The organism is Streptomyces agglomeratus, assembly GCF_001746415.1.
In the GTDB taxonomy this organism is placed as follows: Bacteria; Actinomycetota; Actinomycetes; order Streptomycetales; family Streptomycetaceae; genus Streptomyces; species Streptomyces agglomeratus.
In genome coordinates this window covers 95,600-118,686 of record NZ_MEHJ01000001.1, presented here as the reverse complement: position 1 = coordinate 118,686, position 23,087 = coordinate 95,600, and the positions used below count along the sequence as shown (strand labels likewise).

13 protein-coding genes and 3 pseudogenes are annotated in these 23,087 nt (G+C 67.9%); 11 read left to right on the top strand and 5 right to left on the bottom strand.

Going from position 1 to position 23,087, the window contains the following annotated elements; genetic code table 11:
- The first annotated feature begins 262 nt into the window (after positions 1-262).
- On the top strand, positions 263-1,498 hold the full coding sequence (locus tag AS594_RS00565) for a PP2C family protein-serine/threonine phosphatase (protein WP_069935927.1): 1,236 nt from the start codon (positions 263-265) through the stop codon (positions 1,496-1,498).
- Positions 1,499-1,518: 20 nt separating this feature from the next.
- On the opposite strand, the gene AS594_RS00560 is transcribed toward AS594_RS00565, so the two are convergent.
- The 3 genes from AS594_RS00560 to AS594_RS00555 all read right to left on the bottom strand — a co-directional run bounded on the left by AS594_RS00560 (position 1,519) and on the right by AS594_RS00555 (position 4,514).
- Positions 1,519-1,980, bottom strand: a complete 462-nt coding sequence (locus AS594_RS00560) for a hypothetical protein (protein WP_069925134.1) — start codon at positions 1,978-1,980, stop codon at positions 1,519-1,521.
- Positions 1,981-2,048: 68 nt separating this feature from the next.
- Entirely contained in the window at positions 2,049-2,225 is a 177-nt protein-coding gene (locus AS594_RS43745) for a helix-turn-helix domain-containing protein (RefSeq protein ID WP_141746906.1), read from the bottom strand.
- A gap of 423 nt (positions 2,226-2,648) precedes the next feature.
- Positions 2,649-4,514, bottom strand: a complete 1,866-nt coding sequence (locus AS594_RS00555; protein ID WP_420877879.1) for an APC family permease — start codon at positions 4,512-4,514, stop codon at positions 2,649-2,651.
- 1,822 nt (positions 4,515-6,336) lie between these two features.
- Here AS594_RS00555 and AS594_RS47795 point away from each other — a divergent pair.
- Positions 6,337-8,294, top strand: a pseudogene (locus AS594_RS47795) (APC family permease).
- A 663-nt stretch (positions 8,295-8,957) separates the two neighbouring features.
- Here AS594_RS47795 and AS594_RS44320 read toward each other — a convergent pair.
- Entirely contained in the window at positions 8,958-9,125 is a 168-nt protein-coding gene (locus tag AS594_RS44320) for a hypothetical protein (RefSeq protein WP_167367951.1), read from the bottom strand.
- A 433-nt stretch (positions 9,126-9,558) separates the two neighbouring features.
- On the opposite strand from AS594_RS44320, the gene kdpF reads away from it, so the two are divergent.
- From kdpF to AS594_RS00525, 6 genes and pseudogenes are all read left to right on the top strand, one after another.
- Complete coding sequence (gene kdpF, locus AS594_RS00545; RefSeq protein WP_037647273.1) at positions 9,559-9,648, top strand: K(+)-transporting ATPase subunit F; 90 nt, start codon at positions 9,559-9,561, stop codon at positions 9,646-9,648.
- A gap of 8 nt (positions 9,649-9,656) precedes the next feature.
- Positions 9,657-11,321, top strand: coding sequence for a potassium-transporting ATPase subunit KdpA (gene kdpA, locus AS594_RS00540; RefSeq protein WP_069934898.1), 1,665 nt, complete (start codon positions 9,657-9,659; stop codon positions 11,319-11,321).
- Positions 11,318-13,474 (top strand): potassium-transporting ATPase subunit KdpB, encoded by a 2,157-nt coding sequence (gene kdpB / locus AS594_RS00535; protein ID WP_069925130.1) that lies wholly within the window; start codon positions 11,318-11,320, stop codon positions 13,472-13,474. The genes kdpA and kdpB overlap by 4 nt, the downstream gene beginning before the upstream one ends.
- A gap of 6 nt (positions 13,475-13,480) precedes the next feature.
- The gene (locus AS594_RS00530) at positions 13,481-14,146 is read left to right on the top strand and encodes a potassium-transporting ATPase subunit C (protein WP_069925129.1); all 666 of its coding nucleotides are present in this window, start codon (positions 13,481-13,483) and stop codon (positions 14,144-14,146) included.
- 89 nt (positions 14,147-14,235) lie between these two features.
- Positions 14,236-14,636, top strand: a pseudogene (locus tag AS594_RS40425) (DNA-binding response regulator).
- A gap of 53 nt (positions 14,637-14,689) precedes the next feature.
- Positions 14,690-17,233: a sensor histidine kinase gene (locus AS594_RS00525; RefSeq protein ID WP_069934897.1), complete on the top strand. Its 2,544-nt coding sequence runs from the start codon at positions 14,690-14,692 to the stop codon at positions 17,231-17,233.
- A 331-nt stretch (positions 17,234-17,564) separates the two neighbouring features.
- Here AS594_RS00525 and AS594_RS00515 read toward each other — a convergent pair whose 3' ends face one another.
- Complete coding sequence (locus tag AS594_RS00515; RefSeq protein WP_069934011.1) at positions 17,565-18,821, bottom strand: IS110 family RNA-guided transposase; 1,257 nt, start codon at positions 18,819-18,821, stop codon at positions 17,565-17,567.
- 539 nt (positions 18,822-19,360) lie between these two features.
- On the opposite strand from AS594_RS00515, the pseudogene AS594_RS48345 reads away from it, so the two are divergent.
- From AS594_RS48345 to AS594_RS00490, 3 genes and pseudogenes are all read left to right on the top strand, one after another.
- Positions 19,361-20,388: pseudogene (locus tag AS594_RS48345) on the top strand (IS110 family RNA-guided transposase).
- Between the two features lie 260 nt (positions 20,389-20,648).
- Positions 20,649-21,113: a hypothetical protein gene (locus tag AS594_RS00500; protein WP_107358017.1), complete on the top strand. Its 465-nt coding sequence runs from the start codon at positions 20,649-20,651 to the stop codon at positions 21,111-21,113.
- Positions 21,114-21,507: 394 nt separating this feature from the next.
- Positions 21,508-22,676 (top strand): IS3 family transposase gene (locus AS594_RS00490; RefSeq protein WP_107357826.1). Its coding sequence is split into 2 segments (ribosomal slippage): positions 21,508-21,760 and positions 21,760-22,676, totalling 1,170 coding nucleotides; the frame shifts between segments, so codons are not numbered across the junction.
- Positions 22,677-23,087 lie beyond the last annotated feature (411 nt).

Sequence of the window (23,087 nt, the reverse complement as noted above, 5' to 3'; positions counted from 1 at the left end):
CTCCCCCCGGGAGCCCGGGCGGACAGGGGGCGCGAGAAGCACATGCGCTGCCGGCCGGTAGGAGGGTGAGGGCCCTGGGGTGGGCAGGGCCCTCACGACGCGGGTCTGCGGGGGCGGATATGCCTGGGGGGCAAGCTTCAAGAACCCGCGGTAGTAGCTATGGCCTGTGCTGACGTCTTGGTCGTCTCCTGAGCCCGGCGGCTGGATCGTGCGTAGATTGGAGGTGCAGGCGGTCGCGCTCACAGGTCACGGAGAGCGTGTGATGACAGTCGACATTGATTTCACGGCGTTCTTCGACGCCACACCAAGCCCGTACCTCATGCTGGACACGGACCTGGTGATCCGCTACGCCAACACGGCATACCTGCAGACCACCGGCCGGTCCAGAGACCAGCTGATCGGGAAGTATTTCTTCGACGCCCTGCCTGCAAATCCCGGCACCCTCGATGACACACAACAGGACCTGAAGGCGTCACTGCGCCGGGTGCTGGACACTGGGCAATCGGACACCTTGGTGCTGCAGCGGTACGACATCCCCGCCCTCGACCAGCCAGGCGGGTTCGAGGAGCGATGGTGGTCCGAGATCCACACCCCGATTCTCGGGCCTGACGGCAAGGTGAGGTGGATCGTCCAACGGGCCGAGGACGTCACCGCCTTCGTCCACTCACGCCTGGCACGCCAGCTCACCGAGGAGTTCACCGAGCGGGAGAAGGGGATGGCAGCCGAGCTGTACGCGCGGGCCGGCGAGCTGAACCGCCTGAACCTGGAACTCCGTGAGGCCCACGCCCGTGAACGCCAGGTCGCCGTCGCCCTGCAGGAAGCCATGCTCTCCGCCCCCGACCTGGAGCACCACACCGACAACATCGCCGTGCGCTACCTGCCGGCGACCGCATCACTGAACGTGTGCGGCGACTGGTACGACGTCGTCGACCTGCCACCCGACCGCTACGCCGCGGCGGTCGGAGACGTTGTCGGCCACGGCCTGCACGCCGCGGCCGTCATGGGCATGCTCCGCAGCGCCCTGAGCGCGGTCATCCGTGCCACTCCCAGTCCCGCCCAGGCCCTGGAGGTCCTCGGGCTGTACGCCCGCTCCCTGGACGGCGCGACGGCCGCAACCGCGGTGAAGGTCCTCATCGACACCCGCAGCAGACTGATCATCTACAGCAGCGCCGGACACCCACCTCCCGTCCTGCTCCACCCTGACGGGACCTTTGAACTGCTGGACCAGGCGACCGATCCGCCGCTCGGCGCCCGCCCCCACCATGTCCCCCGCCCCCAGGCCGGCCTCGCCTACACCCGTGGGGACACCCTTGTGATGTATACCGACGGCCTCATCGAGCGCCGTGACGAGGATATCGACGCCAGCCTGGCACGCTTGACCACAGCCCTGGCCCAGGTCAGCACCCTCGCCCCCGACCAGCTGGCCGACGCGCTGCTGGACCGCCTCGTCGCAGAGGGCACCGACGACGACATCGCCCTCATCGTCATCCGCCTATAGCCATGAGGCCTCTCGAGAGCTTACGACACGAGAGCGAGCCTCTGGCGCCTATCAAGCAGTTGCACTCGGACGGCTGGCAGCAGGCAGCGCCGGGCGGGGCGGAGAACCTGCCCGTCCTCAGCGTGATGCTCGGCCTCGCCGCGGTGTTCGTCGGACAGGGAGGGCTCGGCGGTGACGAGCTGGTCGTAGACGGCGGCTCGGGCGTCGTGATTGGCGGCGGTGGCGGTGAGCACGCCTGCCAGGCGGAGGAGACCGTCTTCGTCTTCGGCGTCCTTGAGCCCGTGGTACTGGGCATCGAGCGCCTTGGCTTGCTCTCGCAGCTCCAGGAGCCTGGCGTGCAGGCTTGTGCCCCGCTTCCTTTGCGCGGCTTCATAGGCGTCGGTGCCGGGGTGACGGGTGGCATCAAGTCCTGCAGTGACAGCATGCGGCTCATCGGCCCACATTCGCTTGTATCGGCTGTCGAGCCAGCGCGCAGTGTCCATGGAGCGCTCAGTCGATGCGCCGGTCGGACTTGACGACCGGTGGCCGCCCAGGCCCGTACTTGGGGGGCTCACTTCTCGTGGGCCGACTGCCGGGTCATCTGCGCGGCCTGGGCGATTTGCTCCCAGGTGCTTCCGCACTCCCGCTCCGCGATCACGGCAGCATCGATCAGCCGGTCGAGCTTCCTGCGCAACTCCAGCGCTCCGCTCAGGAAGTCACCGGGCGAAGTCTTGGACGCTGTCGGCATGAGGGCCAGGGCGTCATGGCTGAGAAAGCAGGCCCGTCGCGCGATCTCGATGCGCGACTCATCCCGTGGCGAGAGGATCTCCGGGCCTTCCGCTGTTTGCTGCCGTTCAGGCGGTCGCGTCGGTTCTTCTAGTCCGACAGCCAGACCCCAGGTCGAACAGTCATTTCACAGTCCTCCAAAACCTGTGTGCGCCCTGGCACGACGGTGCGGGGACTCCCACGTGGCTTCGTACATCTCAGGGACAGCGATTGTCGATTGGTTCCGGAGTCAGTTGCCAATCAGTTGGCTCGTGAATGTCGAAGAGAAATGACGGCACTGCCGAGTCCGCGCGCCGGACGGCCAGCTGCCCGTCATAGCAGCGGGCCGTCGTCATCGGGTGCTTGGCGGTGATCGTCAGTCTTGCTCCGCTGGGCAGGCCCCTTCTTATGGGACGTGGAAGGGGACGCTCGTGATGACGATCTTGGGTAGTGGTCGCAGGGCGTGTCTGAGGCGGGTGGCGTCCTTGCTGTGCAGGAGCCGGTGGCGCAGGTGCTGGGTGACGATCTCGGGGAGGATCACGGTGATGGTGAGGTCGGGGCGTTGGCGGTGGAGTGCCTCGATGTAGTGGATCAGTGGCGCGGTGATCGCGCGGTAGGGGGAGAGGACGACGTGCAGCGGCACGTGGTCGCCCCAGGTGGTCCAGTAGTCGCGGAAGCGCTGGGCTTCCTCCTCGCTGGGGCTGATGTGGAGGGCGAGCGTGGGCTGCTGGAGTGAGGCTGCGTAGGCGAGGGCGCGCAGGCCGGCGAGGTCGAGGGAGGCGAGGGCGACGACCGACAGGTGATGGATGGCCTGGGGTGTTTCCTCCTCTTCTGCTTCCTCTGCGTCGCGGTCGGTCCGTCTGGCTTCGGGCTGGGCCGTGGGGTGTGGTGGAGTCAGTGGAGGTGCAGGAGCCGGCGCGAGGGTACGGTCGGGCGCTTCGACTGTGTCAGGGTGCAGCCGGAGCGCTGTGCCGACCGTTTGGTAGTGGTGACGGATGCGGGTGGCCAGGAGGAAGAACAGGCCGATGGCCACGAGGGCGACCCAGGCACCGGCGGTGAACTTGGTGATGGCGGCGGTGATCAGGACGAGGGTGGAGAGCACTGCCCCGGTGGCGTTGAAGGCGAGGCTCTTGCGCCAGTGCGGGGTGCGGACGCGGCGCCAGTGCACCACCATGCCGGCCTGCGACAGACTGAAGGCGAGGAAGACGCCGACGGCGTACAGCGGGATCAGCGAATTGGTGTTGCCGTCGAATACGACGTAGACGAGGGCGGCAGCCGCCGACAGCAGGGCGATGCCGTTGCTGAAAGCCAGGCGATCGCCCTGTCTGAGGAAGATGTGAGGGGCGTGGTCGTCGCGGGCGAGGAGGAACAGCACGCGCGGGAAATCGTTGTAGGCGGTGTTCGCCGCAAGGAGCAGGACCGCCGCCGTTGCCGCCTGGACGAACACGTACATCGCGCCCGAACCGAAGGTCAGGTGGGCGAGTTGCGACAGTACGGTCTCGCTGCTGCTGGGAATGACGCCGCTGAGGTGAACGATGGCGACGACACCCGCAAACAGGGCGATGAGCAGGCCGATCATCCAGGTGAGGGTGGTGCGCGCGTTGCGCCATCGAGCGGGCCGGAAGACCGGTACAGCATTGGAGATGGCCTCGATGCCGGTCATGGCCGTAGAGCCGGAGGCGAAGGCGCGCATGACGAGCAGGACTCCGAGGCCCTCGGCTGCGTTCAGGTGTGGGGTGGGGGCCGGCTGGAATCCGCGCTCCGTGGCGTCCGCCAGGCTGCTGATGATCAAAGCGAACATCGCGAGGATGAAGGCGTAGGTAGGTGCGGCGAACAGCGCCCCGGCCTGTCGGATCCCGCGTAGGTTCCCGACGAGCAGCAAAGCGATCATGGCCAGGCCCATGGGGACCGCAGCTGGCGCCAGTGAGGGGACAGCGGAGGTGATCGCGGCGATCCCGGAGGCGATCGAGACCGCGACGGTCAGGACGTAGTCGATCAGCAGGCCCCCCGCCGCCGTCAGCCCCGGCAGAAGGCCCAGGTTGTCACCGGCGACGATGTACGAGCCGCCGCCATGGGGATAGGCGCGGATCGTCTGCCGGTACGACACCCCCACCGCCAGCATCAGAAACGCAATGGCGGCAGCGATCGGCAGGCAATACGCCAGCCCAGCAGTGCCCGCGAGCACGAGTACGCCCAGCATCGCTTCGGGGCCGTAGGCCACCGACGACAGAGCATCAGCCGAGAGCACTGGCAGCGCCACCAGCTTGCGCATGCTCTCACGCGCGACGGCGGTGCTCTTCAAAGGCGCTCCGAGCATCGCCCGACGGGCGCGACGGGCGATGCGGCCCATCCGCGACCCAGGGATCTCTCCAGCGACGTCGGCCGCCTGGGCCGATGCATGTCCGCCCAGCGGGGTGATGTGCACAAGCTGGCCGAACCGGGTAGGGCGAATGTCCGCCGCCGGGGGAAACGCCCCCAAGTCGGGGTCAACAGGAAGCGCCCGGTGTGCTACCCCGAGGAGTGGGGATACCCGACCCCACTGCCGGCCGACCTGGCGCAGCACCCGAAGTTGTTCCCGGTCCAGCCCAGGCAGCACATCGGAAGGACGAGAAACGCCAGAATCCGGCTCACCCTCATCGCCACGGTCCTTGGAGCGCGCCTTGTTCATATGGCTCAGTGTGCTCAGCAGCAGTGCGAAATCCGGCGAAGGCGCCAGCGCATGCGAGCGTGGCGGATCCCCCCGACTTCTGTGTCACCAGGAGCACCCCGATGCTCTTCCTGCGGCGCTGAAGCACCGAAGCTCTGGCGGTTTGTACACGCCGCCCCGTCGCTTGGGCCCGATGGGGCTGGGGTGGGTGGGGGCGCCGAGCCGAGGCGCGGTTGTCGGGGCCCGCGGAACGCGAGCAATGGAATCCCAGGGGTTGCGCGCGTCGCCCGGCTCAACTGTGGTGGTGAATCGTGGGTCACGGGCCCGGCTGGGTGAAGTGTGGTGGGTACTGCCGTTTCGGTGGGGGGACCTTTCGGGGTTCGGGGGATGCTGTCGGGCAGGCGCCCTCGGGGGCACCCGGCAGAGCAGCGTGGTGCGGGGCCATCCCTCCCCCCGTCCCTGCACCACGCTGTACCGGCCGGTACGTCTGGACTACCCCACATCCGGATGAGGGTGGGGGTGCGAAGGCTGTCCGCATCGGTGTGCCTTTCTGCGCCGGCGGCCCTGCGGGGCCTTGTCCGCATGCTGCTTCCATGAGAAGGCGTGGCGTCCAATGGGGCGAATCGGCGTAGGCCGGCAGGGGGATTGGGGGTGCCGGACGTTTACGCGGGCGTGGGCCGGGTGGTGGGTCATGGGTGGCGCCCGTAGGGCCCTCGCGCAGCGACGCTGCCCCAGGAGCGCCCTGTGATGCGCCGTCCAGTCCCATCGACGCCCGCTCCGGGAGGTGTGACGGCCGTGCCGCGTGTGCGACCGGGGGAATTCGCCGAACACCGGAACCAATGGGTACGGGTGGGGCCCCGGGCCAGGCGCGGTTGTCGGGGCCCCCGAAGCGAGCAGCCCGAACCGGTTGGTTCGCCCGCGTCGCCCGGCTCAACTGTGCCGATCAGTTGTGGGTCACGGATTCGGCGGGGTGAAACGGCTGGCACCGACGCGCGGTCGCGAATTGCGCGTGCTCGCCTGACACCCGCCGGAGGCCGCTGCAGTGGCCGGTCGTGGCGGCTCCTGCCTGCTGCGCCGCCACCGCGCGATGCGGTCGTCTCAGGCGTTAGGGATGCGTAAAGGTTTTTTAGGCCGGGACCTTTCAGGACCCTTGCGGTGTCTTCCGGGCGCGGAGGCGTGCAGGCCGGTAGGCGGGGCCTTCCGCGGGTGCGTTGCGCCGTTCTACGTGGGTTGTTGAGGTGCGGGTACCGGTGACCGGGGTGGCAGGCAGTGCCCGGGGCACAGGGTCAGCGCGGGTACTTCAGCGGGCCTGTCCGGTGCGGGGCCGCGTCGGGGGCAGGCTCATACTCGATGATCGTCGCGAGTCCTTAGCTGGTGGGCGTTGTGCAGGTGCGCTGGAGAGGTCGGAAGGGTGATGGGGGATATGAGCGATGCGGATCAGACGGGGATGCCGGAGGTGGTGGACAGTCCTGCTCTGCGGGCTCAGCCGTCCGGCGGCGTGGCGCGGTGGTTGCTGCGCCACCAGGTGCAGCCGGTCGGTCCGGCCGCGGGCGAGGGGCATGCCGAGCCGCACGCCTGGTGGAAGGTGATGTGCCTGACCGGTGTGGACTACTTCTCCAGCCTGGCCTACGTACCGGCGATCGCCGCACTCGCCGCCGGGGCGGTCTCGCCCCTGGCGACACTGCTGATCGTGGCGCTGACCTTGCTGGGAATGCTGCCGATGTACCGGCGGGTGGCGAAGGAGAGCCCCCACGGAGCCGGGTCGGTGGCGATGCTGGAGGACCTGCTGCCGTTTTGGCGGGGCAAGCTGTTCGTGCTGGTCCTGCTCGGGTTCGTGGCCACGTCGTGGATCATCACGATCACCCTGTCCACGGCGGACGCCTCCGTGCACGTGGTGGAGAACCCCTTTTTTCCCGAGGCGCTGCACGGTCACGAGGTCGCCCTGACGGTGGCGTTGCTGCTGGTGCTCGGAGGGGTGTTCCTGCTGGGGTTCAGTGAAGCGGTCATTGTGGCCATCCCGCTGGTCGCGGTCTTCCTGGCCCTGAACGCGGTGGTCATCGGTGTGGGTCTGGTGGATGTGTTCACCACGCCGGGGGCGTGGTCGGCGTGGACGGACGCGCTGGGCGACGAGGGCGGCGGCCTGGGGGACCTCATGCGGCCGGCGCTGCTGGCGTTTCCGCTGCTGGTGCTTGGCCTGTCCGGCTTCGAGACCGGCGTGAGCATGATGCCGCTCGTGGCCGCCAAGGGTGCCGATGCCGGGCAGCGGCTGCGCTCGCGGATCCGCAACGCCCGCAGGCTGCTGACCACCGCCGCGCTGATCATGAGCGTCTACCTGTTGTCCGCCAGCTTCGTCACCACCGTCCTCATTCCAGAGAAGGAGTTCGAGGAGGGGGGTACGGCCAACGGCCGCGCCCTGGCCTGGCTGGCTCACGAGCACGTTGGTGAGGCGTTCGGCACCGTCTACGACATCAGCACCATCTTGATTCTGTGGTTCGCCGGCGCATCCGCGATGGCCGGCCTGGTCAACATCGTGCCCAGGTACCTGCCCGACTACGGCATGGCCCCGAGTGGGGACGCGCGGTACGCCCCGTGGTGATCGTCTACACCGCGCTGTGCGTCGTCATCACCATCGCGTTCGACGCCGACGTCGACGCCCAGGCCGGCGCGTACGCCACCGGCATTTTGGCCATGATGGTCTCCGGCGCCTTCGCCGTCACCGTGTCCTCGGTACGCCGCCGCCGACGCGCGACCGCCACAGGCTTCGCCCTGCTCACCGTGATCCTGCTCTACGCCTTGGTGTACAACATCGTCGACAAGCCCGACGGCATCACCATCTCGGGCATGTTCATCGCCGGCATCATCGCCGTGTCGCTGGTGTCCCGGGTGTCGCGTACCACCGAACTGCGCGCCGACCGCCTCGTCTTCGACGAGGCCGCGCGCCGGTTCATCACCGACACGCTCGCCCACGACAACTCGATCAACATCATCGCCAACCGCCGCCAGGCCGGCGATCTGGCGGAGTACTCCGACAAGGAGCGCGAACAGCGCGGCACCAACCCGGTACCCGGCCGCGCGGACGTCCTGTTCCTGGAGATCGACGTCGTCGACCCCTCCGACTTCAGCGAAACCCTCACCGTCCACGGCGTCGAAGTGGACGGCTACCGGATTCTGCGCGCCGAGGCCCCGGCCGCGCCGAACGCCATCGCCGCGGTTCTGCTGGCCCTGCGCGACGCCACCGGTGTCCAGCCGCACTGCTACTTCGCCTGGGCCGAGGGCAGCCCGCTGATGCACATGTTCCGCTACTTCCTGATCGGCCGCGGCGACACCGCTCCGGTCACCCGCGAAATCATCCGCAGTCACGAACCCGACCCCACCCGGCGCCCCGGCATCCATGTCGGTGGCTGACGGGCGGTGCGCTGGTTCAGATGGGACACCTTGAAGACGGCTTGGGCCGTCCCACGGTCGATACGCGCACAGCTGACGCATTCCGCTCGCACCGCACAGCAACAGCCCGCGGGTGTGGCAGGCGGGCACGTCCTCGTCGAGCAGCCGCCGCAGCGGCCCAATGGCGACGAGGACGTGCGGATCGCCCTCGAAGCGGCCCGGCCGGGCCTCGAGGGACCGGTTGCCGGCCGCCGTCGCACCAGCGGGCCGACACCAGACGGTCCGTGCGCACGCTTCGCTCGCGCAGCAGACCCAGGCACGCCATCCAGCCCGGGCCCGCCGACACCTGAGCAGGAACAAGCACCACGAACAGCAGCACGGCGAGTGCGGACCACAGCGCGGCACGCAACAGCGTGACCCTGCCTGCGCTGGCGTCCGTCAGAGGCATTAGCCCAAGGGGCGTCACGGCGCAGGCGAACCGTGCATTCGCGGCCAGCCGCTGTCTCGCACCGCTGATGCAGGAGAGCGGGCGCGCCTGGCCCTGATGTGTCTCATGAGCCCGACGGTAGAACCGCAAGGTGTCCACTCGACGGCCATTGACGCGGAACTGTCGCCGCGTGAGCGGCTCCTTGACGGCCTTCCCCTGACACAGGCGCGCGAGGAACTCTTATCAGAACAGGCTGCTCACGGCCTGTAGATCAGTTCGATCAGGAACGCGGCGATCAGGGCCCAGGCGCCGATCCCCATCAGCCACAGCCAGTCCGCGAGCCCACCGGCAACGGCCAGGGCCACGGCGGACAGCGCGAGGCCGACGACAATGCGCCGCATACCGCGGTCCGGAGTGGCAGTCATGCGAGGACCCCTGGACAAGGCGCTACGCCTTCCGTTGCTGACAGTCGAGGAGCAGTCTTCGTTGCCCACCGGCGGTGGTCGGTCATGGGGCGCAGCCTACGCCGCCCAGGATCGAAACGAGCCGATAGCCGGCGCAGCGCGATCGGCCCGACAACAGTGACTCAGGGCACTTCATGTGCGGACCCCGGCGTCCGCCGACGCCGGCTTCCTGCTGGCCGGGCGGGTGGGCGTAAGAAGTTCGTCAAGGTGGCGCCTATGGCCGTAAGGGACCCGTCAAGGGTGGTCGTGCCCGCTCAGAACCGCGCTTTCCTCGTGAGGTCCGTTTCAACCGAACCTCAATTCAGGAGCTCGCGATGGCCGATCTGGCCTTCGTCGTCACCACGGTCGCGGTGTTCGCGCTGGTGGCTTTTATTGCCAAGGGGGTGGCGAAGCTGTGACTGCCGAGAACATCGTCGGCCTGATCGTGGCCGTCTCCCTGCTGGGCTATCTGATCCTCGCCCTTGTGTACCCGGAGAGGTTCTGAGCACGGATATGAGCCCCTTCCTCGCTGGTGTACTCCAGCTGCTGGCGCTGATAGCTGCCCTGGCACTGGCATACCGCCCGCTCGGCGACTACATGGCCAAGGTCTACGGATCCACGAAGCATCTGCGCGTGGAGAAGTGGATCTACAAGGCCGTCGGCGCCAACCCCACGGTGGAGATGCGCTGGCCCGCTTACCTGCGCGGCGTCCTCGCCTTCTCCGCGGTGAGCGTTCTCTTCCTGTACGGCCTCCAGCGGCTCCAGGGATCGCTGCCCGGCTCGCTCGGTTTCGCTTCGATCGATCCGGACCAGGCGTTCAACACGGCCGCCTCGTTCGTGTCGAACACCAACTGGCAGTCGTACTACGGCGAGCAGACCATGGGTCACGTCGTACAGACCGGCGGCCTAGCGGTGCAGAACTTCGTCTCGGCCGCAGTCGGCATGGCGGTCGCGGTCGCTCTTGTACGGGGCTTCGCCCGTTCTCGCACCGGCGAGCTGGGCAACTTCTGGGCCGACCTGGTCCGGGGTGTCGTCCGTATCCTGCTGCCGATCTCCGTCGTCGGCGCGCTCGTGCTGGTCGCATGCGGCGCCATCCAGAACTTCGCGGGCATCCACGAGGTCGGCCAGTTCATGGGTGGTACGCAGCAGTGGAACGCCGGTGCGGTGGCCTCCCAGGAGGTCATCAAGGAGCTGGGCACCAACGGCGGCGGCTACTTCAACGCCAACTCCGCGCACCCCTTCGAGAACCCCAACGCCTTCACCAACCTCTTCGAGATCTTCCTGATCCTGCTGATCCCGTTCTCACTGACGCGCACCTTCGGCCGCATGGTCGGCAGCGTCAGGCAGGGGTACGTGATCCTCGCCACGATGGCCACCATCTGGGTCGGCTTCGTGCTGCTCATGTGGGCGGCCGAGTTCGGCGGTCACGGCCCGGCGTTCGAGGTGGCCGGCGGGGCGATGGAGGGCAAGGAGACCCGGTTCGGGATCGGCGCCTCGTCGATCTTCGCGGTGTCGACCACGCTCACGTCGACGGGCGCGGTGGACTCGTTCCACTCCTCCTTCACCGGCCTGGGCGGCGGCATCACCATGCTCGGCATGATGCTGGGCGAGATCGCCCCCGGCGGTGTCGGCTCCGGCCTGTACGGGATGCTGGTGATGGCGATCATCGCGGTGTTCATCGCGGGGCTGATGGTCGGCCGTACACCGGAGTACCTCGGCAAGAAGATCTCCACCCGCGAGATCAAGTTCGCCGCCTGCTACATCCTGGTCACCCCCGCGCTGGTGCTCTGCTTCACCGCGGCGGCGATGGCTCTGGACACCCCGGGCCACGCGATGACCAATTCGGGTGCGCACGGATTCTCCGAGGTTCTGTACGCCTACACCTCGGGCGCCAACAACAACGGCAGCGCCTTCGCGGGCCTCAACGCCGACACCCAGTGGTTCAACACCACCATCAGCCTGGCGATGCTGCTGGGCCGGTTCCTGCCGATGGTGTTCGTACTGGCCCTGGCCGGTTCCCTCGCCCAGCAGACGCCCGTCCCGGCCACCGCAGGCACCCTCCGTACCGAGAAGCCGCTCTTCACCGGGCTGCTGATCGGCACGATCCTGATCATTACCGGTCTGACCTACTTCCCAGCCCTGGCGCTGGGTCCGCTCGCCGAGGGGCTGGCGTCATGACCACCGACATCAAGAAGCACGAGGAGCCCGGCTCCATGCCCACCGCCACTTCGACCCTGGCTCCGCACTCCGATGTGCCGACCGGCCACAAGACCGAGCCAGGACGCGCGGGCGGGGGTCTTTTCGACCCCAAGCAGTTGGTCAAGTCGTTCCCGGACGCCGTCCGCAAGCTCGACCCGCGGGTGATGGTCAAGTCCCCAGTGATGTTCGTGGTCGAGATCGGCTCGGTGCTCACCACTGTGCTGGCGTTGAAGGACCCCGGCGACTGGTTCGGCTGGGCGATTACCGCCTGGCTGTGGCTGACCACGATCTTCGCCAACCTGGCGGAGGCGGTGGCCGAGGGGCGTGGCAAGGCGCAGGCCGACACCCTGCGCAAGGCCAAGACCGACACCGTCGCGCGGCGTCTGGCGAAGGACGGCAAGAGCGAGGAGCAGGTGCCGGGCACCGAGCTGCGCATCGGGGACCTGGTGGTCTGCGAGGCCGGGGACATCATCCCGGGCGACGGAGACGTCGTCGAGGGCGTGGCGTCGGTCGACGAGTCCGCGATCACCGGTGAATCGGCTCCGGTGATCCGTGAGTCCGGTGGCGACCGAAGCGCCGTCACGGGCGGTACGAAGGTGCTGTCCGACCGCATCGTCATCAAGATCACAACGAAGCCGGGCGAGACCTTCATCGACCGGATGATCGGCCTGGTCGAGGGCGCGGCCCGGCAGAAGACGCCCAACGAGATCGCGTTGAACATCCTGCTCGCCTCGCTGACCATCGTCTTCCTGCTCGCCGTCGTCACCCTCCAGCCGTTCGCGATCTACGCGGGCGCCAAGCAGTCGATGATCGTGCTGATCGCCCTGCTGGTCTGCCTGATCCCGACCACGATCGGAGCGCTGCTCTCCGCCATCGGCATCGCGGGCATGGACCGGCTGGTACAGCGCAACGTGCTGGCGATGTCCGGCCGCGCGGTCGAGGCCGCGGGCGATGTGTCGACGCTGCTGCTCGACAAGACCGGCACGATCACCCTCGGCAACCGGCAGGCCGCCGAGTTCGTCCCGGTCAAGGGCACCACGGAGGCCGAGCTGGCGGACGCCGCCCAGCTCTCCTCGCTGGCTGACGAGACGCCCGAGGGGCGTTCCATCGTCGTACTGGCGAAGGAGAAGTACGGGCTGCGCGAGCGGCACCAGGGCGAGCTGGCGCACGCCGAGTGGGTGGCCTTCACCGCCCAGACACGGATGTCGGGCGTTGACCTCTCCGAGAACCTTGAGGCACGCAAGGTCCGCAAAGGCGCCACCGGCTCGGTTATCGCCTGGGTGACGGAGCGCGGCGGCACGGTCGCCGAGGACGCGCAGACCCTCACGGATGCGATCTCCCAGGCGGGCGGTACGCCGCTGCTGGCCGCCGTCGAGGATGACAAGGGAGCCCGAGTCCTGGGCGTGATCCACCTCAAGGACGTGGTGAAGGAGGGCATGCGGGAGCGGTTCGACGAACTGCGCCGGATGGGCATCAGGACGGTCATGATCACGGGTGACAACCCGCTGACCGCGAAGGCGATCGCTGAGGAGGCGGGCGTCGACGACTTCCTCGCGGAGGCCACGCCCGAGGACAAGATGGCGCTGATCAAGCGCGAGCAGGCGGGCGGCAAGCTGGTCGCGATGACGGGTGACGGTACGAACGACGCGCCCGCGCTCGCGCAGGCGGACGTCGGCGTGGCGATGAACACCGGGACCTCGGCCGCCAAGGAGGCCGGGAACATGGTGGACCTCGACTCCAACCCGACCAAGCTGATCGAGATCGTCGAGATCGGCAAGCAGCTCCTGATCACGCGCGGCGCGCTGACGACGTTCTCGATCGCCAATGACGTGGCGAAGTACTTCGCGATCATCCCCGCGATGTTCGCCGTCGCCTACCCCGGCCTGGACAAGCTCAACATCATGGGCCTGGCCTCTCCCGAGTCCGCCATCCTCTCGGCCGTCGTCTTCAACGCGCTGATCATCATCGCGCTGGTGCCGCTGGCCCTGAAGGGCGTGCGCTACCGGCCGATGAGCGCCGACAAGATGCTGCGGCGCAACCTCGGGATCTACGGGCTCGGCGGGCTCGTCGCACCGTTCATCGGCATCAAGATCATTGACCTGCTCATCTCCTCCATCCCCGGAATCGGCTGACCTGCCATGAACAAATCTGTCGGAAACACGGCCCGGCTGATCGGGGCGGGGCTGCGCGCTCTCCTCGTACTGACCCTGGTGTGCGGCGTGATCTACCCGCTCGCGGTGACTGGAATCGCCCAGGGCCTCTTCAACGACAAGGCCAACGGCTCGGAGATATCCGCGGACGGCAAGGTCGTCGGCTCGGAACTCATCGGGCAGACCTACAACCTGCCGTCGAAGCCGGGCGAGGAGACACCGTCGCCCGATCTCAAGTGGTTCCAGCCGCGCCCGTCCAACGGCCTCGGCGCCAACAGCGTCAATACCCAGTACAAGCTGATCCTCTCCGGCGCCACCAACCGCTCCGGTGACAACGAGGAACTCATCCAGTGGGTCAAGGACGCCAAGGCAGCCGTCGTCAAGGACAACTCCACGGCCGACCACAAGGTTCGGCCCTCCGATGTGCCGGCCGAAGCCGTCACCTCCTCGGCCTCGGGCCTCGACCCGCACATCTCCCCGCAGTACGCCGACCTCCAGGCCCACCGCGTCGCGCAGAAGAACCACCTCGACGTCAAGCAGGTGCAGAAGCTGGTCGCCGACCACACCGACGGGCGAATCCTGGGCTTCATGGGCGAACCTCGCGTCAACGTCCTCAAGCTCAACATCGCCCTCAAGGAACTCACCGAGAAGTGACCGCGGATCGCGTCCCGGTCAGCGGGTCACCGGCCCGCTGACCGGGACCGCACGGTCCTTCACCGCACAGCAAGAAAGGCGGCACGCCGATGACCCGGGTGCTGGTGGTCGAGGACGAGCCACAGCTCGTACGGGCGCTCGTCATCAACCTCAAGGCACGCCAGTACGAAACGGACGCCGCGCCGGACGGGGCCACAGCCCTGCGTCTCGCCGCCGCGGCTCCGCCTGACGTCGTTCTGCTGGATCTCGGGCTGCCGGACATGGACGGCATCGACGTGATCAGGGGCCTCCGTGGCTGGTCCCGAGTGCCGATACTGGTCGTGTCCGCCCGCCGGACCTCCGACGAAAAGGTCGAGGCGCTCGACGCCGGTGCCGATGACTATATCTGCGCGTCTACATGGCCCAGCTCAGGCGCAAACTCGAAGCAGACCCCTCGCACCCCCGACACCTCATCACCGTGCCGGGCATGGGGTACCGCTTCGAAAAGTGACCGAGTTCGGCACGGCAACACCTCGACCAGCGAAGATCGGAACATTCGGAACCATGGGACGCGGCAAGCTCCGGATCTACCTCGGCGCGGCACCGGGCGTCGGCAAGACGTACGCGATGCTTTCCGAGGCACACCGCCGCGTCGAGCGCGGCACCGACTGTGTGGTGGCTTTCGTGGAGTGCCACGGCCGGGCGCGTACCGAGGTGATGCTGCACGGCCTCGAACAGGTGAAGCGCAAGGAGCTGGCCTACCGAGGCACCGTGTTCACCGAGATGGACGTGGACGCGGTCCTGGAACGCCGCCCGGCCGTCGCCATCGTCGACGAGCTCGCCCACACCAACGTCCCCGGTTCACGCAACGCCAAGCGCTGGCAAGACGTGGAGGAACTGCTCGCCGCCGGGATCCACGTCATCTCGGCCGTCAACATCCAACACCTGGAATCCCTCGGCGACGTCGTCGAGTCCATCACGGGCGTACGGCAGAAGGAAACCGTCCCGGACGAAGTCGTACGCCGCGCCGACCAGATCGAGCTGGTCGACATGTCCCCGCAGGCCCTGCGCCGCCGCATGGCGCACGGCAACATCTACAAGCCGGACAAGGTCGACGCGGCCCTCTCCAACTACTTCCGGCCCGGCAACCTCACAGCGCTGCGCGAACTCGCCCTCCTGTGGACCGCCGACCGGGTCGACGCATACCTCCAGGAGTACCGCACCGAGCACCGTGTCAAGAAGATCTGGGGCTCGCGCGAGCGCATCGTCGTCGGCCTGACCGGCGGGCCCGAAGGCCGTACGCTCATCCGCCGCGCCGCCCGGCTCGCGCAGAAGGGGGCGGGCGGTGAGGTGCTTGCCGTCTACATAGCGCGTAGCGACGGCCTCACCGGCGCCTCGCCCAAGGAGCTCGCAGTCCAGCGCACTCTGGTCGAAGACCTGGGTGGCACCTTCCACCACGTTATAGGCGACGACATACCGTCCGCACTGCTGGACTTCGCACGGGGGGTCAACGCCACCCAGATCGTGATGGGCGTCAGCCGCCGCCCAACCTGGCAATACTTGCTCGGCCCCGGTGTCAGCGCCACCGTCGCGCGGGAATCCGGACCCGACCTCGATGTCCACATCGTCACCCACGAAGAAGCCGCCAAGGGCCGCGCACTGCCCGCATCCCGCGCTTCCCGCCTCGGCCGCGCCCGCGTCATCTGGGGATGGCTGACCGGAATCGCCGGCCCTGCCCTGCTCACCCTCCTCCTGACGCACATCAACGTCCACCTCGGCCTCGCCAACGACGTACTGCTGTTCCTGTCGCTGACCGTAGCTGCGGCCATGCTCGGCGGGCTGCTCCCCGCCCTGGCGTCGGCGGCCTTCGGATCGCTGCTGCTGAACTGGTTCTTCACCCCGCCCCTGCACCGGATCACGATCGCCGATCCGAAGAACATCGTCGCCCTGCTGATCTTCTTCGGCGTCGCGGTCGCGGTGGCCTCCGTGGTCGACCTGGCCGCCCGCCGCACCCACCAGGCAGCCAGGCTGCGCGCCGAGTCGGAGATCCTGTCCTTCCTGGCCGGCAGCGTGCTGCGCGGCGAGACGACGCTCGATGCCCTGCTCGAACGCGTCCGCGAGACCTTCGCCATGGAATCGGTGGCCCTGCTCGAGCGCGAAAGCGACATCGAGCCGTGGACCTGCGCCGCAAGCGTCGGCCGTAACCCGGTCGGCCGCCCGGAAGACGCGGACGTGGACATGCCGGTCGGCGACTACATGGCCCTCGCCCTCTCCGGCCGGGTCCTGCCTGCCGAGGACCGCCGGGTGCTCGGCGCCTTCGCCGCCCAGGCCGCCGTCGTACTCGACCGCCAGCGCCTCCAGCACCAGGCCGATCAGGCACGCGATCTCGCCGAGGGCAACCGCATCCGCACCGCCCTGCTCGCCGCCGTCAGCCACGACCTGCGCACCCCACTGGCCGCCATCAAGGCGTCCGTCACCTCCCTGCGCTCCGACGACGTGGAGTGGTCGCCCGAAGACCAAGCAGAGCTGCTGGCCGGCATCGAGGAAGGCGCGGACCGCCTGGACCACCTCGTCGGCAACCTCCTCGACATGTCCCGCCTCCAGACCGGCACCGTCAAGCCGATCATCCGCGAGATCGACCTCGACGAGGTCGTACCGATGGCACTCGGAGGCGTACCCGAGGACAGCGTCATCCTCGACATTCCAGAAGACCTTGCCATGGTGACCGTCGACGCCGGCCTGCTGGAACGAGCCGTCGCCAACATCGTCGAGAACGCCGTCAAGTACAGCCCCGACGGCGAACCGGTCCTGGTATCGGCCAGCGCGATCGCCGACCGCGTCGAGGTCCGTGTCATAGACCGGGGCCCCGGTGTCCCCGACGACGCCAAGGACCACATCTTCGCCCCCTTCCAGCGCTACGGCGACGCCCCACGCGGCGCAGGAGTGGGCCTCGGCCTCGCAGTCGCCCGCGGCTTCGCCCAAGCCATGGGCGCCACACTGAACGCCGAAGACACCCCCGGAGGCGGCTTCACCATGGTGCTCAGCCTGTCCTCGGCGGCTGGCCACGCACCGGTGCGCCCGGACCTCCCGGCGCCCGAGAGTGCCTGAGCGGCGGAGCTTCGACTACGTCCGGCACGGCACCGTCGACCTGTCCGCCGCCCTGAACACCCCGACCGGCAAGGTGATCACGAAGCCGTCCACACCGGGCCGTGGACTTCCTCGACGAGATCGACCGCCAGACCGATCCCGGTCTGGCGGTCCACGTGATCTGGGACAACTGTGAGGATCATGGTGTGCCGCAGGGGGGCCGGAGCCTGACCCGTGCGACAACTGGCCACAGCTGCCTTGGAGTGGAACTGTCGGCCACCGGCCTCCTGCGGTGCGTACTGCCGCCGGCCCGGTGAACGTGTCCCGATAGACATCTCCGGATCCGAAGAAGTCAAGCAGCAGCTGCCAATGATGAGCGCGACGGCGGAGCGAAGGCACGTTCTTCGTCGAAGAGAACGCGCTTCTGGAGGCAGTGGAACAGCTGTCCGAGCAGGCGGTTGAACAGGTGCCGCTGAGCTTGTGCGTGCCAGTCGCCGAGGTCGCGCCGGTGGCGGTAGTGGGCCTGTGCTCCAGGCGATGAGCGCAGGGAGGAGAAGGCCCATAGGTAGCCGGCGTGGTGGAGTCGGTTGTTCTTGACCATGCGGCGCCCGACGTAGTGCTTCTTGCCGGAGGCGCGGGTGATTGGTGCGGAGCCGGCGTATGCCTTCAGGCCGCGGGCGTCGGCGAAGCGGTTGCGGTCGTCGCCGGTCTCGGCGAGAACACGTGCCGCGAGCTGGACGCCGAGGCCCGGGAAGCTCAGGAGTATCTCGGCGTCGGGATGCGCGCGAAAGTGGGCATCCACTGCTTCTGCGAGGTCGTCACTGGCTTGGCAGGCTGCCTCGAACTGCTTCAGCAGAGCGAGGAGTTGCCTGCCGAAGGCGTTCTCGACAACCGCGGGTTGGCGAGCATACTCGGCCCGCAGGACACCGCGCAGGCGGTCAGCCTCCTCCTCAACGCCGCGGACGCGGCCGGCGCGCCTGAGGGCGGAGCGCAACTGGCTCAGAGACAGCCGCGAGCCCTCCGCCGGCGTGGGTGCCTTGGCGAGGATGACGCGCGCCTCCTCGCGGGCCAGCCCGCCCTGCTTGGCCAGGAAGGCATCCAAAGCGGCGGGGTAGTACTCGCGCAGCAGGGAGCGGATCTGGTTGCCGATCTGCTGGCGATTCCAGACGGCGTCCTGCTGAGCCCGGGCCAGCACGGCGATGGCCTGAGCTTGCTCGGAGTCCGCAGGCAGCGGCCGGTGCACGGCCATGTCGGTGCGGAGGATGTTCGCCAGCACGAGGGCGTCGCCCGGGTCGGACTTCTTGCGGGACACACCGTGGCGGTCGCGATAGCGGGAGGCGGCGAGCGGGTTGATCGAGAAGACCTTGCGGCTGCCGGTCCGAAGGGCTGCCACGAGCAGGCCTCGACTGGTCTCGATGGCCACCGGTATTGGCGACTCGGGGCTGTCACCATGCTCGGCCAGGAGCTCCAGCAGCATCCGGTAGCCCGCAGCGTCATCGCTGATCCGCCGCTTGGCCAATAGCTCGCCGGACTCGTCGACCAGCGCGATGTCGTGATGCCTCTCTGCCCAGTCGATTCCGCAGAACACAGTCACACGTTCTCCCATCATCGAGTTGTTTTCCCAGGTCATGAGCTCATGCGGGTCACGCGGCGTCCTAATCCCAGGACTCGATCGGTCCGCCATCTCGGTAGCCGTTCGCGGACACCAGCGCACCCCAGGGGCCTCTGCCTGCGCCAGAGCTCGCGGCTCGCGGAGGTGGACAGGAGGTCGCCCTGCGGCGGGCTCGCGCCACGACGACAACGAACGACATGCGGTGGTGGGTTTCACGGGACGTGGAGACGCCGGAAACCGCGCCGCTCTCTCGTGAGGCCTTACGGCCGGGGAGATTCCCAGACGTCTGCCCGGCGTCCGCATGCCCCGTGAAACCCACCACCGTGACAGCGCCGCTCTATCGGGAGGCCTCAGGGGCCCGGGGCCTTGCAGGCGTCCGTCACCAGGCAGTCCAGAGCCCAAATGCGGCCCTCTGGAACCACCTTCACTACGGATTAGGGGCTTTGCTGCACAAAGCACCGTCACAGTTCTGACCGCCCACCGGACCGGTGTCAGCCACCAGACCCAGTCCAAGGAGCCTTGTGACCGTCACCAGCATGCCCCAGCCGACGCTGCCCGCGCAGCGGGTCCCGGGGCCGGCGGAGGAGGTGATCCTCGGGGTGGACACCCACAAGGACATCCACGTCGCCGCCGTCATCACCACCCTGGGCGCCTCGCTCGCCCACCAGGAGTTCCACGCCACCGCCATTGGCTATCGGCAACTGCTGGCCTGGGGGCGGTCATTCGGCGTCCTGCACCGGGCGGGCGTCGAGTGCACAGGATCCTTCGGGACCGCGCTGACCCGGGCCCTGCGCAGGGAAAACATCGACGTCGTCGAGGTCAACCAGCCCGACCGAGCCACCCGGCGCAAGCGCGGCAAGACAGACGCCATCGACGCGGACGCGGCCGCCCGCGCGGTGCTGTCCGGACGGGCCACCACCGTGCCGAAGAGCGCGGACGGCCCGCGGAGGACATGCGCGTTCTGCGGCTGGCCAAGGAATCGGCAGTCAAGGCCCGGACCCAGGCACTGAACCAGCTCAAGGCCGTCCTCATGTCCATCGATCCGGATCTGCGTGAACTACTCACGGGCCTGAGCAATCCGGCGCTGGTCGCCACCTGCGCGGCCCTCGACGTCGATGACCGCGGCGAGGCCGTCTTCACGATGCGCCTGCTCGCCCGCAGAGTCCAGCACCTGTCCGACGAGGTCAAAGAGCTCACCCGCCGCACCAACAGGGCCGTCCGCGCTTGTCGGCCCCAGATGCTGGACCTGGTCGGTGTCGGGCCCGACAGCGCCGCGGTCCTCCTCATCGCCGCAGGTGACAACCCTGACCGGCTCTCCGACGAGGCATCGTTCGCCGCGCTGTGCGGTGTCAGCCCGGTCGAGCAGTCCTCCGGCAAGACGCAACGCCGACGCTTGAACCGTGGCGGCAACCGCCAAGCCAACGCCGCCCTCTACCGCGTCGTAATGACCCGCATACGCTGGGACGAACGCACCCAGAAGTATCTGGAGCGACGCACCGCCGAGGGCATGTCCAAGCGCGAGATCATCCGTTGTCTGAAGCGGTACGTCGCACGCGAGCTCTAACGGCACATCCAGCCCCTGGCCGCGAGTCAGCTCCCTTCTGCAGCTTGACGAAACATAGGGGCTTCCTCTCCGCCCACAAGGCGCCGCCGGTCCCACCCGCATTCGTCAGATCCCCACGCACCATACAGCCAGCCTGGAGTTCGTGGCTGGTCGTTGCTCCCTGCCCTTATGGAGGAATCCGGTCGGATCTTGGACTGAGTCCACCCGATCGCGCGCACGTTGTTATATGGGAAACGACGGGCGATCGCAGGGAGTTCACCGTGCCGGAAGAGGCCGCCAGATCAGTCGGTACGACATGGGCCGCGAAAAGGGCGGTCGATGCCCGTACGCGCGCTCTGTGGGCCAAGGGAAGCGACTCGACCCGGTGGTCGCGGTGCGGTGACACCTGGGACGCGCTGGTCATCACGCCCATCGGCCTCGGCCTTGCCGCCCTGGATCGGATGGGCGCCGACGTACGCCGCGGCTACCCGGTGCTTGCCGACCACATCAGAGACCGGCTGTACGTCATGGTGCCCGCAGACACAGGCCACACCGCACAGGTGCCGGGTATGCGCGTGCTCTCCCGGGACCAACAACTGCTCCTGCCGTGTACCGAGCACGGCACGGCGGCGTCGCACTGGATCAGTGCTCCGCGTGGCAGCGCACCGCCCCTGCTCCCGGCCGATGACCTCGCGCTCGCGCTGCGCGAGGTCTGCCAGGGAAGGGGTGAGTTTGCATTCCGCTGACGGTGTGCGCACCACCGCAGCGGCGCGGGTGGACGATGGAGCGGACCTGGAACCTAGAGGAGGAGTTCAGTGGCGAGCACGTTCGGATCGGCGGTGGCACGAGAGGCGCTCGGATCCCGCTAGGCACGGCCAGCAGCCCCTCGTCGTGCACTTGTTTCCTGTGTCCGCCGGCCGCCAGGTGACAGTGTGCTGGCATGGCCAGGTCCTCGAAATTCGAGCGTAGGAGTGGCCCCCACGGGGCGGGGCGGCCACCCGCATCGGTGGCTGGCTGTGTGATCTCGTCGGGAGGGTACTCGCCGGGTACCTCGGTACGAGGACGGAAAACGTGAGGCGCCCCGAAGTTCTCGGACAGCTGTCCCCATAGGATCGAAGTCCAGAACGGCGGAGAGAGCACGTGGCACAGAAGCGTAGGAAGTTCAGTCCTGAGTTTCGGGACGAGGCGGTCAAGATGGTGGTCGTGGAGTCCCGCCCGATCGCCGAGGTCGCCCGAGAGATACAAGTGAACGAGGGAACGCTGGGCACCTGGGTCAGCCGGTACCGGCAAGAGCATGCCGGGGAGGAGCCTCCCCTGAACATCAGCGAGCGCGCCCGCTTGCGCGAGCTGGAACGCGAGAACCGGGAACTCCGCATGAAGACCGAGTTCCTGGGAAAAGCGGCGGCCTTCTTCGCCCAGGAGTACCGGTGACGGAGAAGTACGAGTTCATCGACGGTGAGGCCCAAAACTTTCCCGTGCAGCAGATGTGCACCTGGGCGGGAGTATCCACGTCTGGTTTCTATCACTGGAGATCGAGGCCGTTGTCGGCCACCGCGAAGCGCCGTGCGGAACTGAGGGCCGTCATCCTCCAGGTCTTCTCCGACTCGCAGGAGACCTATGGCTACCGGCGTGTCCACGCCGTGCTCCAGCGGATGAACGTGCAGGCCGGAGTAGAACTGGTCCGCGCGCTGATGCGCGAGCTCGGCCTGGTGCCATGCCAGCCGCGGCCCTGGCGGGCGACCACGATCGCTGATGATGCGGCGCCGGCCACGCCCGACCTGCTGGCCCGTGACTTCACCGCTGACGCCCCCGGGCGCAAACTGGTCAGCGATATCACCTACGTTCACACCTGGGCCGGGTTCCTTTATCTCGCGACCGTCATCGACTGCCACACCAAAGCTGTGGTCGGCTGGGCGATGGCCGACCACATGAAGACCTCCCTCATATCGGATGCACTCGATATGGCGGCCCGGAACATCGACCTCGCCGAAGGCTGCATATTTCATTCCGATCGCGGCAGCCAATACACGTCTCGGGAACTTCGTTGCAAGCTCCGCTCGTTGGGCCTGCGAGCGTCGGTCGGCCGCACCGGTGTCTGTTGGGATAATGCGATGGCTGAGTCATTTTTCGGCGCCCTCAAAAACGAACTCGTGCACCGAACTACGTTCCCAACACGCGCACATGCCCACCGGGCGATCGTCCGCTACATCGAGATGTTCTACAATCGAAAACGCCTCCACTCCGGACTCGGCTACAAGACGCCCGCAGAAGTCCACGCCGAGTACGAGGAGTTGCAGGCAGCGGCATAAGGAGAACCCTCAACACCACTGTCCGAGAAGCGCAGGGCCCCTCACCCCGCAGAGCCTGGTGATTCACGGACATGGGAGGTGCACGGGGCAGGCCCCTCCCTGCGCGGGCTGGCATGCGACGGCGTTGCGTCTTGCCCAGCTGCGCGATCGAGGCATTGCGCGCCTTCTCCTGCAGTGGGCCGGTGGGCTGTAGAACACTCCAAGAACGGGCGGGGCTGGGTCGTCTCCTGCCGTGGGCTGGAGGGTGAAGCGAAGTGATCTGGCAGGAGACCCGTCGCAAAAGGGCCGGCGGCAGTGGGGGCCCGGTGGCCTGGTGAGCGGGGGCCGAACGGGCTGAGGCCCGCCGTCGGCGAGGACGAGAGCGCTGGCGCCGCTGAACAGGCAATCACAGGCCCCGTTGGGCCGGGTCAG

Coding starts and splice junctions, on each gene's coding strand:
- AS594_RS00560 (WP_069925134.1), bottom strand. CDS start 1,980: ATGGACACTGCGCGCTGGCTCGACAGCCGATACAAGCGAATGTGGGCC.
- AS594_RS00555 (WP_420877879.1), bottom strand. CDS start 4,514: ATGCGCAAGCTGGTGGCGCTGCCAGTGCTCTCGGCTGATGCTCTGTCG.
- AS594_RS00530 (WP_069925129.1), top strand. CDS start 13,481: ATGAACAAATCTGTCGGAAACACGGCCCGGCTGATCGGGGCGGGGCTG.
- AS594_RS00565 (WP_069935927.1), top strand. CDS start 263: ATGACAGTCGACATTGATTTCACGGCGTTCTTCGACGCCACACCAAGC.
- AS594_RS44320 (WP_167367951.1), bottom strand. CDS start 9,125: ATGACTGCCACTCCGGACCGCGGTATGCGGCGCATTGTCGTCGGCCTC.
- kdpA (WP_069934898.1), top strand. CDS start 9,657: ATGAGCCCCTTCCTCGCTGGTGTACTCCAGCTGCTGGCGCTGATAGCT.
- AS594_RS00515 (WP_069934011.1), bottom strand. CDS start 18,821: ATGATGGGAGAACGTGTGACTGTGTTCTGCGGAATCGACTGGGCAGAG.
- AS594_RS43745 (WP_141746906.1), bottom strand. CDS start 2,225: ATGCCGACAGCGTCCAAGACTTCGCCCGGTGACTTCCTGAGCGGAGCG.
- kdpB (WP_069925130.1), top strand. CDS start 11,318: ATGACCACCGACATCAAGAAGCACGAGGAGCCCGGCTCCATGCCCACC.
- AS594_RS00525 (WP_069934897.1), top strand. CDS start 14,690: ATGGGACGCGGCAAGCTCCGGATCTACCTCGGCGCGGCACCGGGCGTC.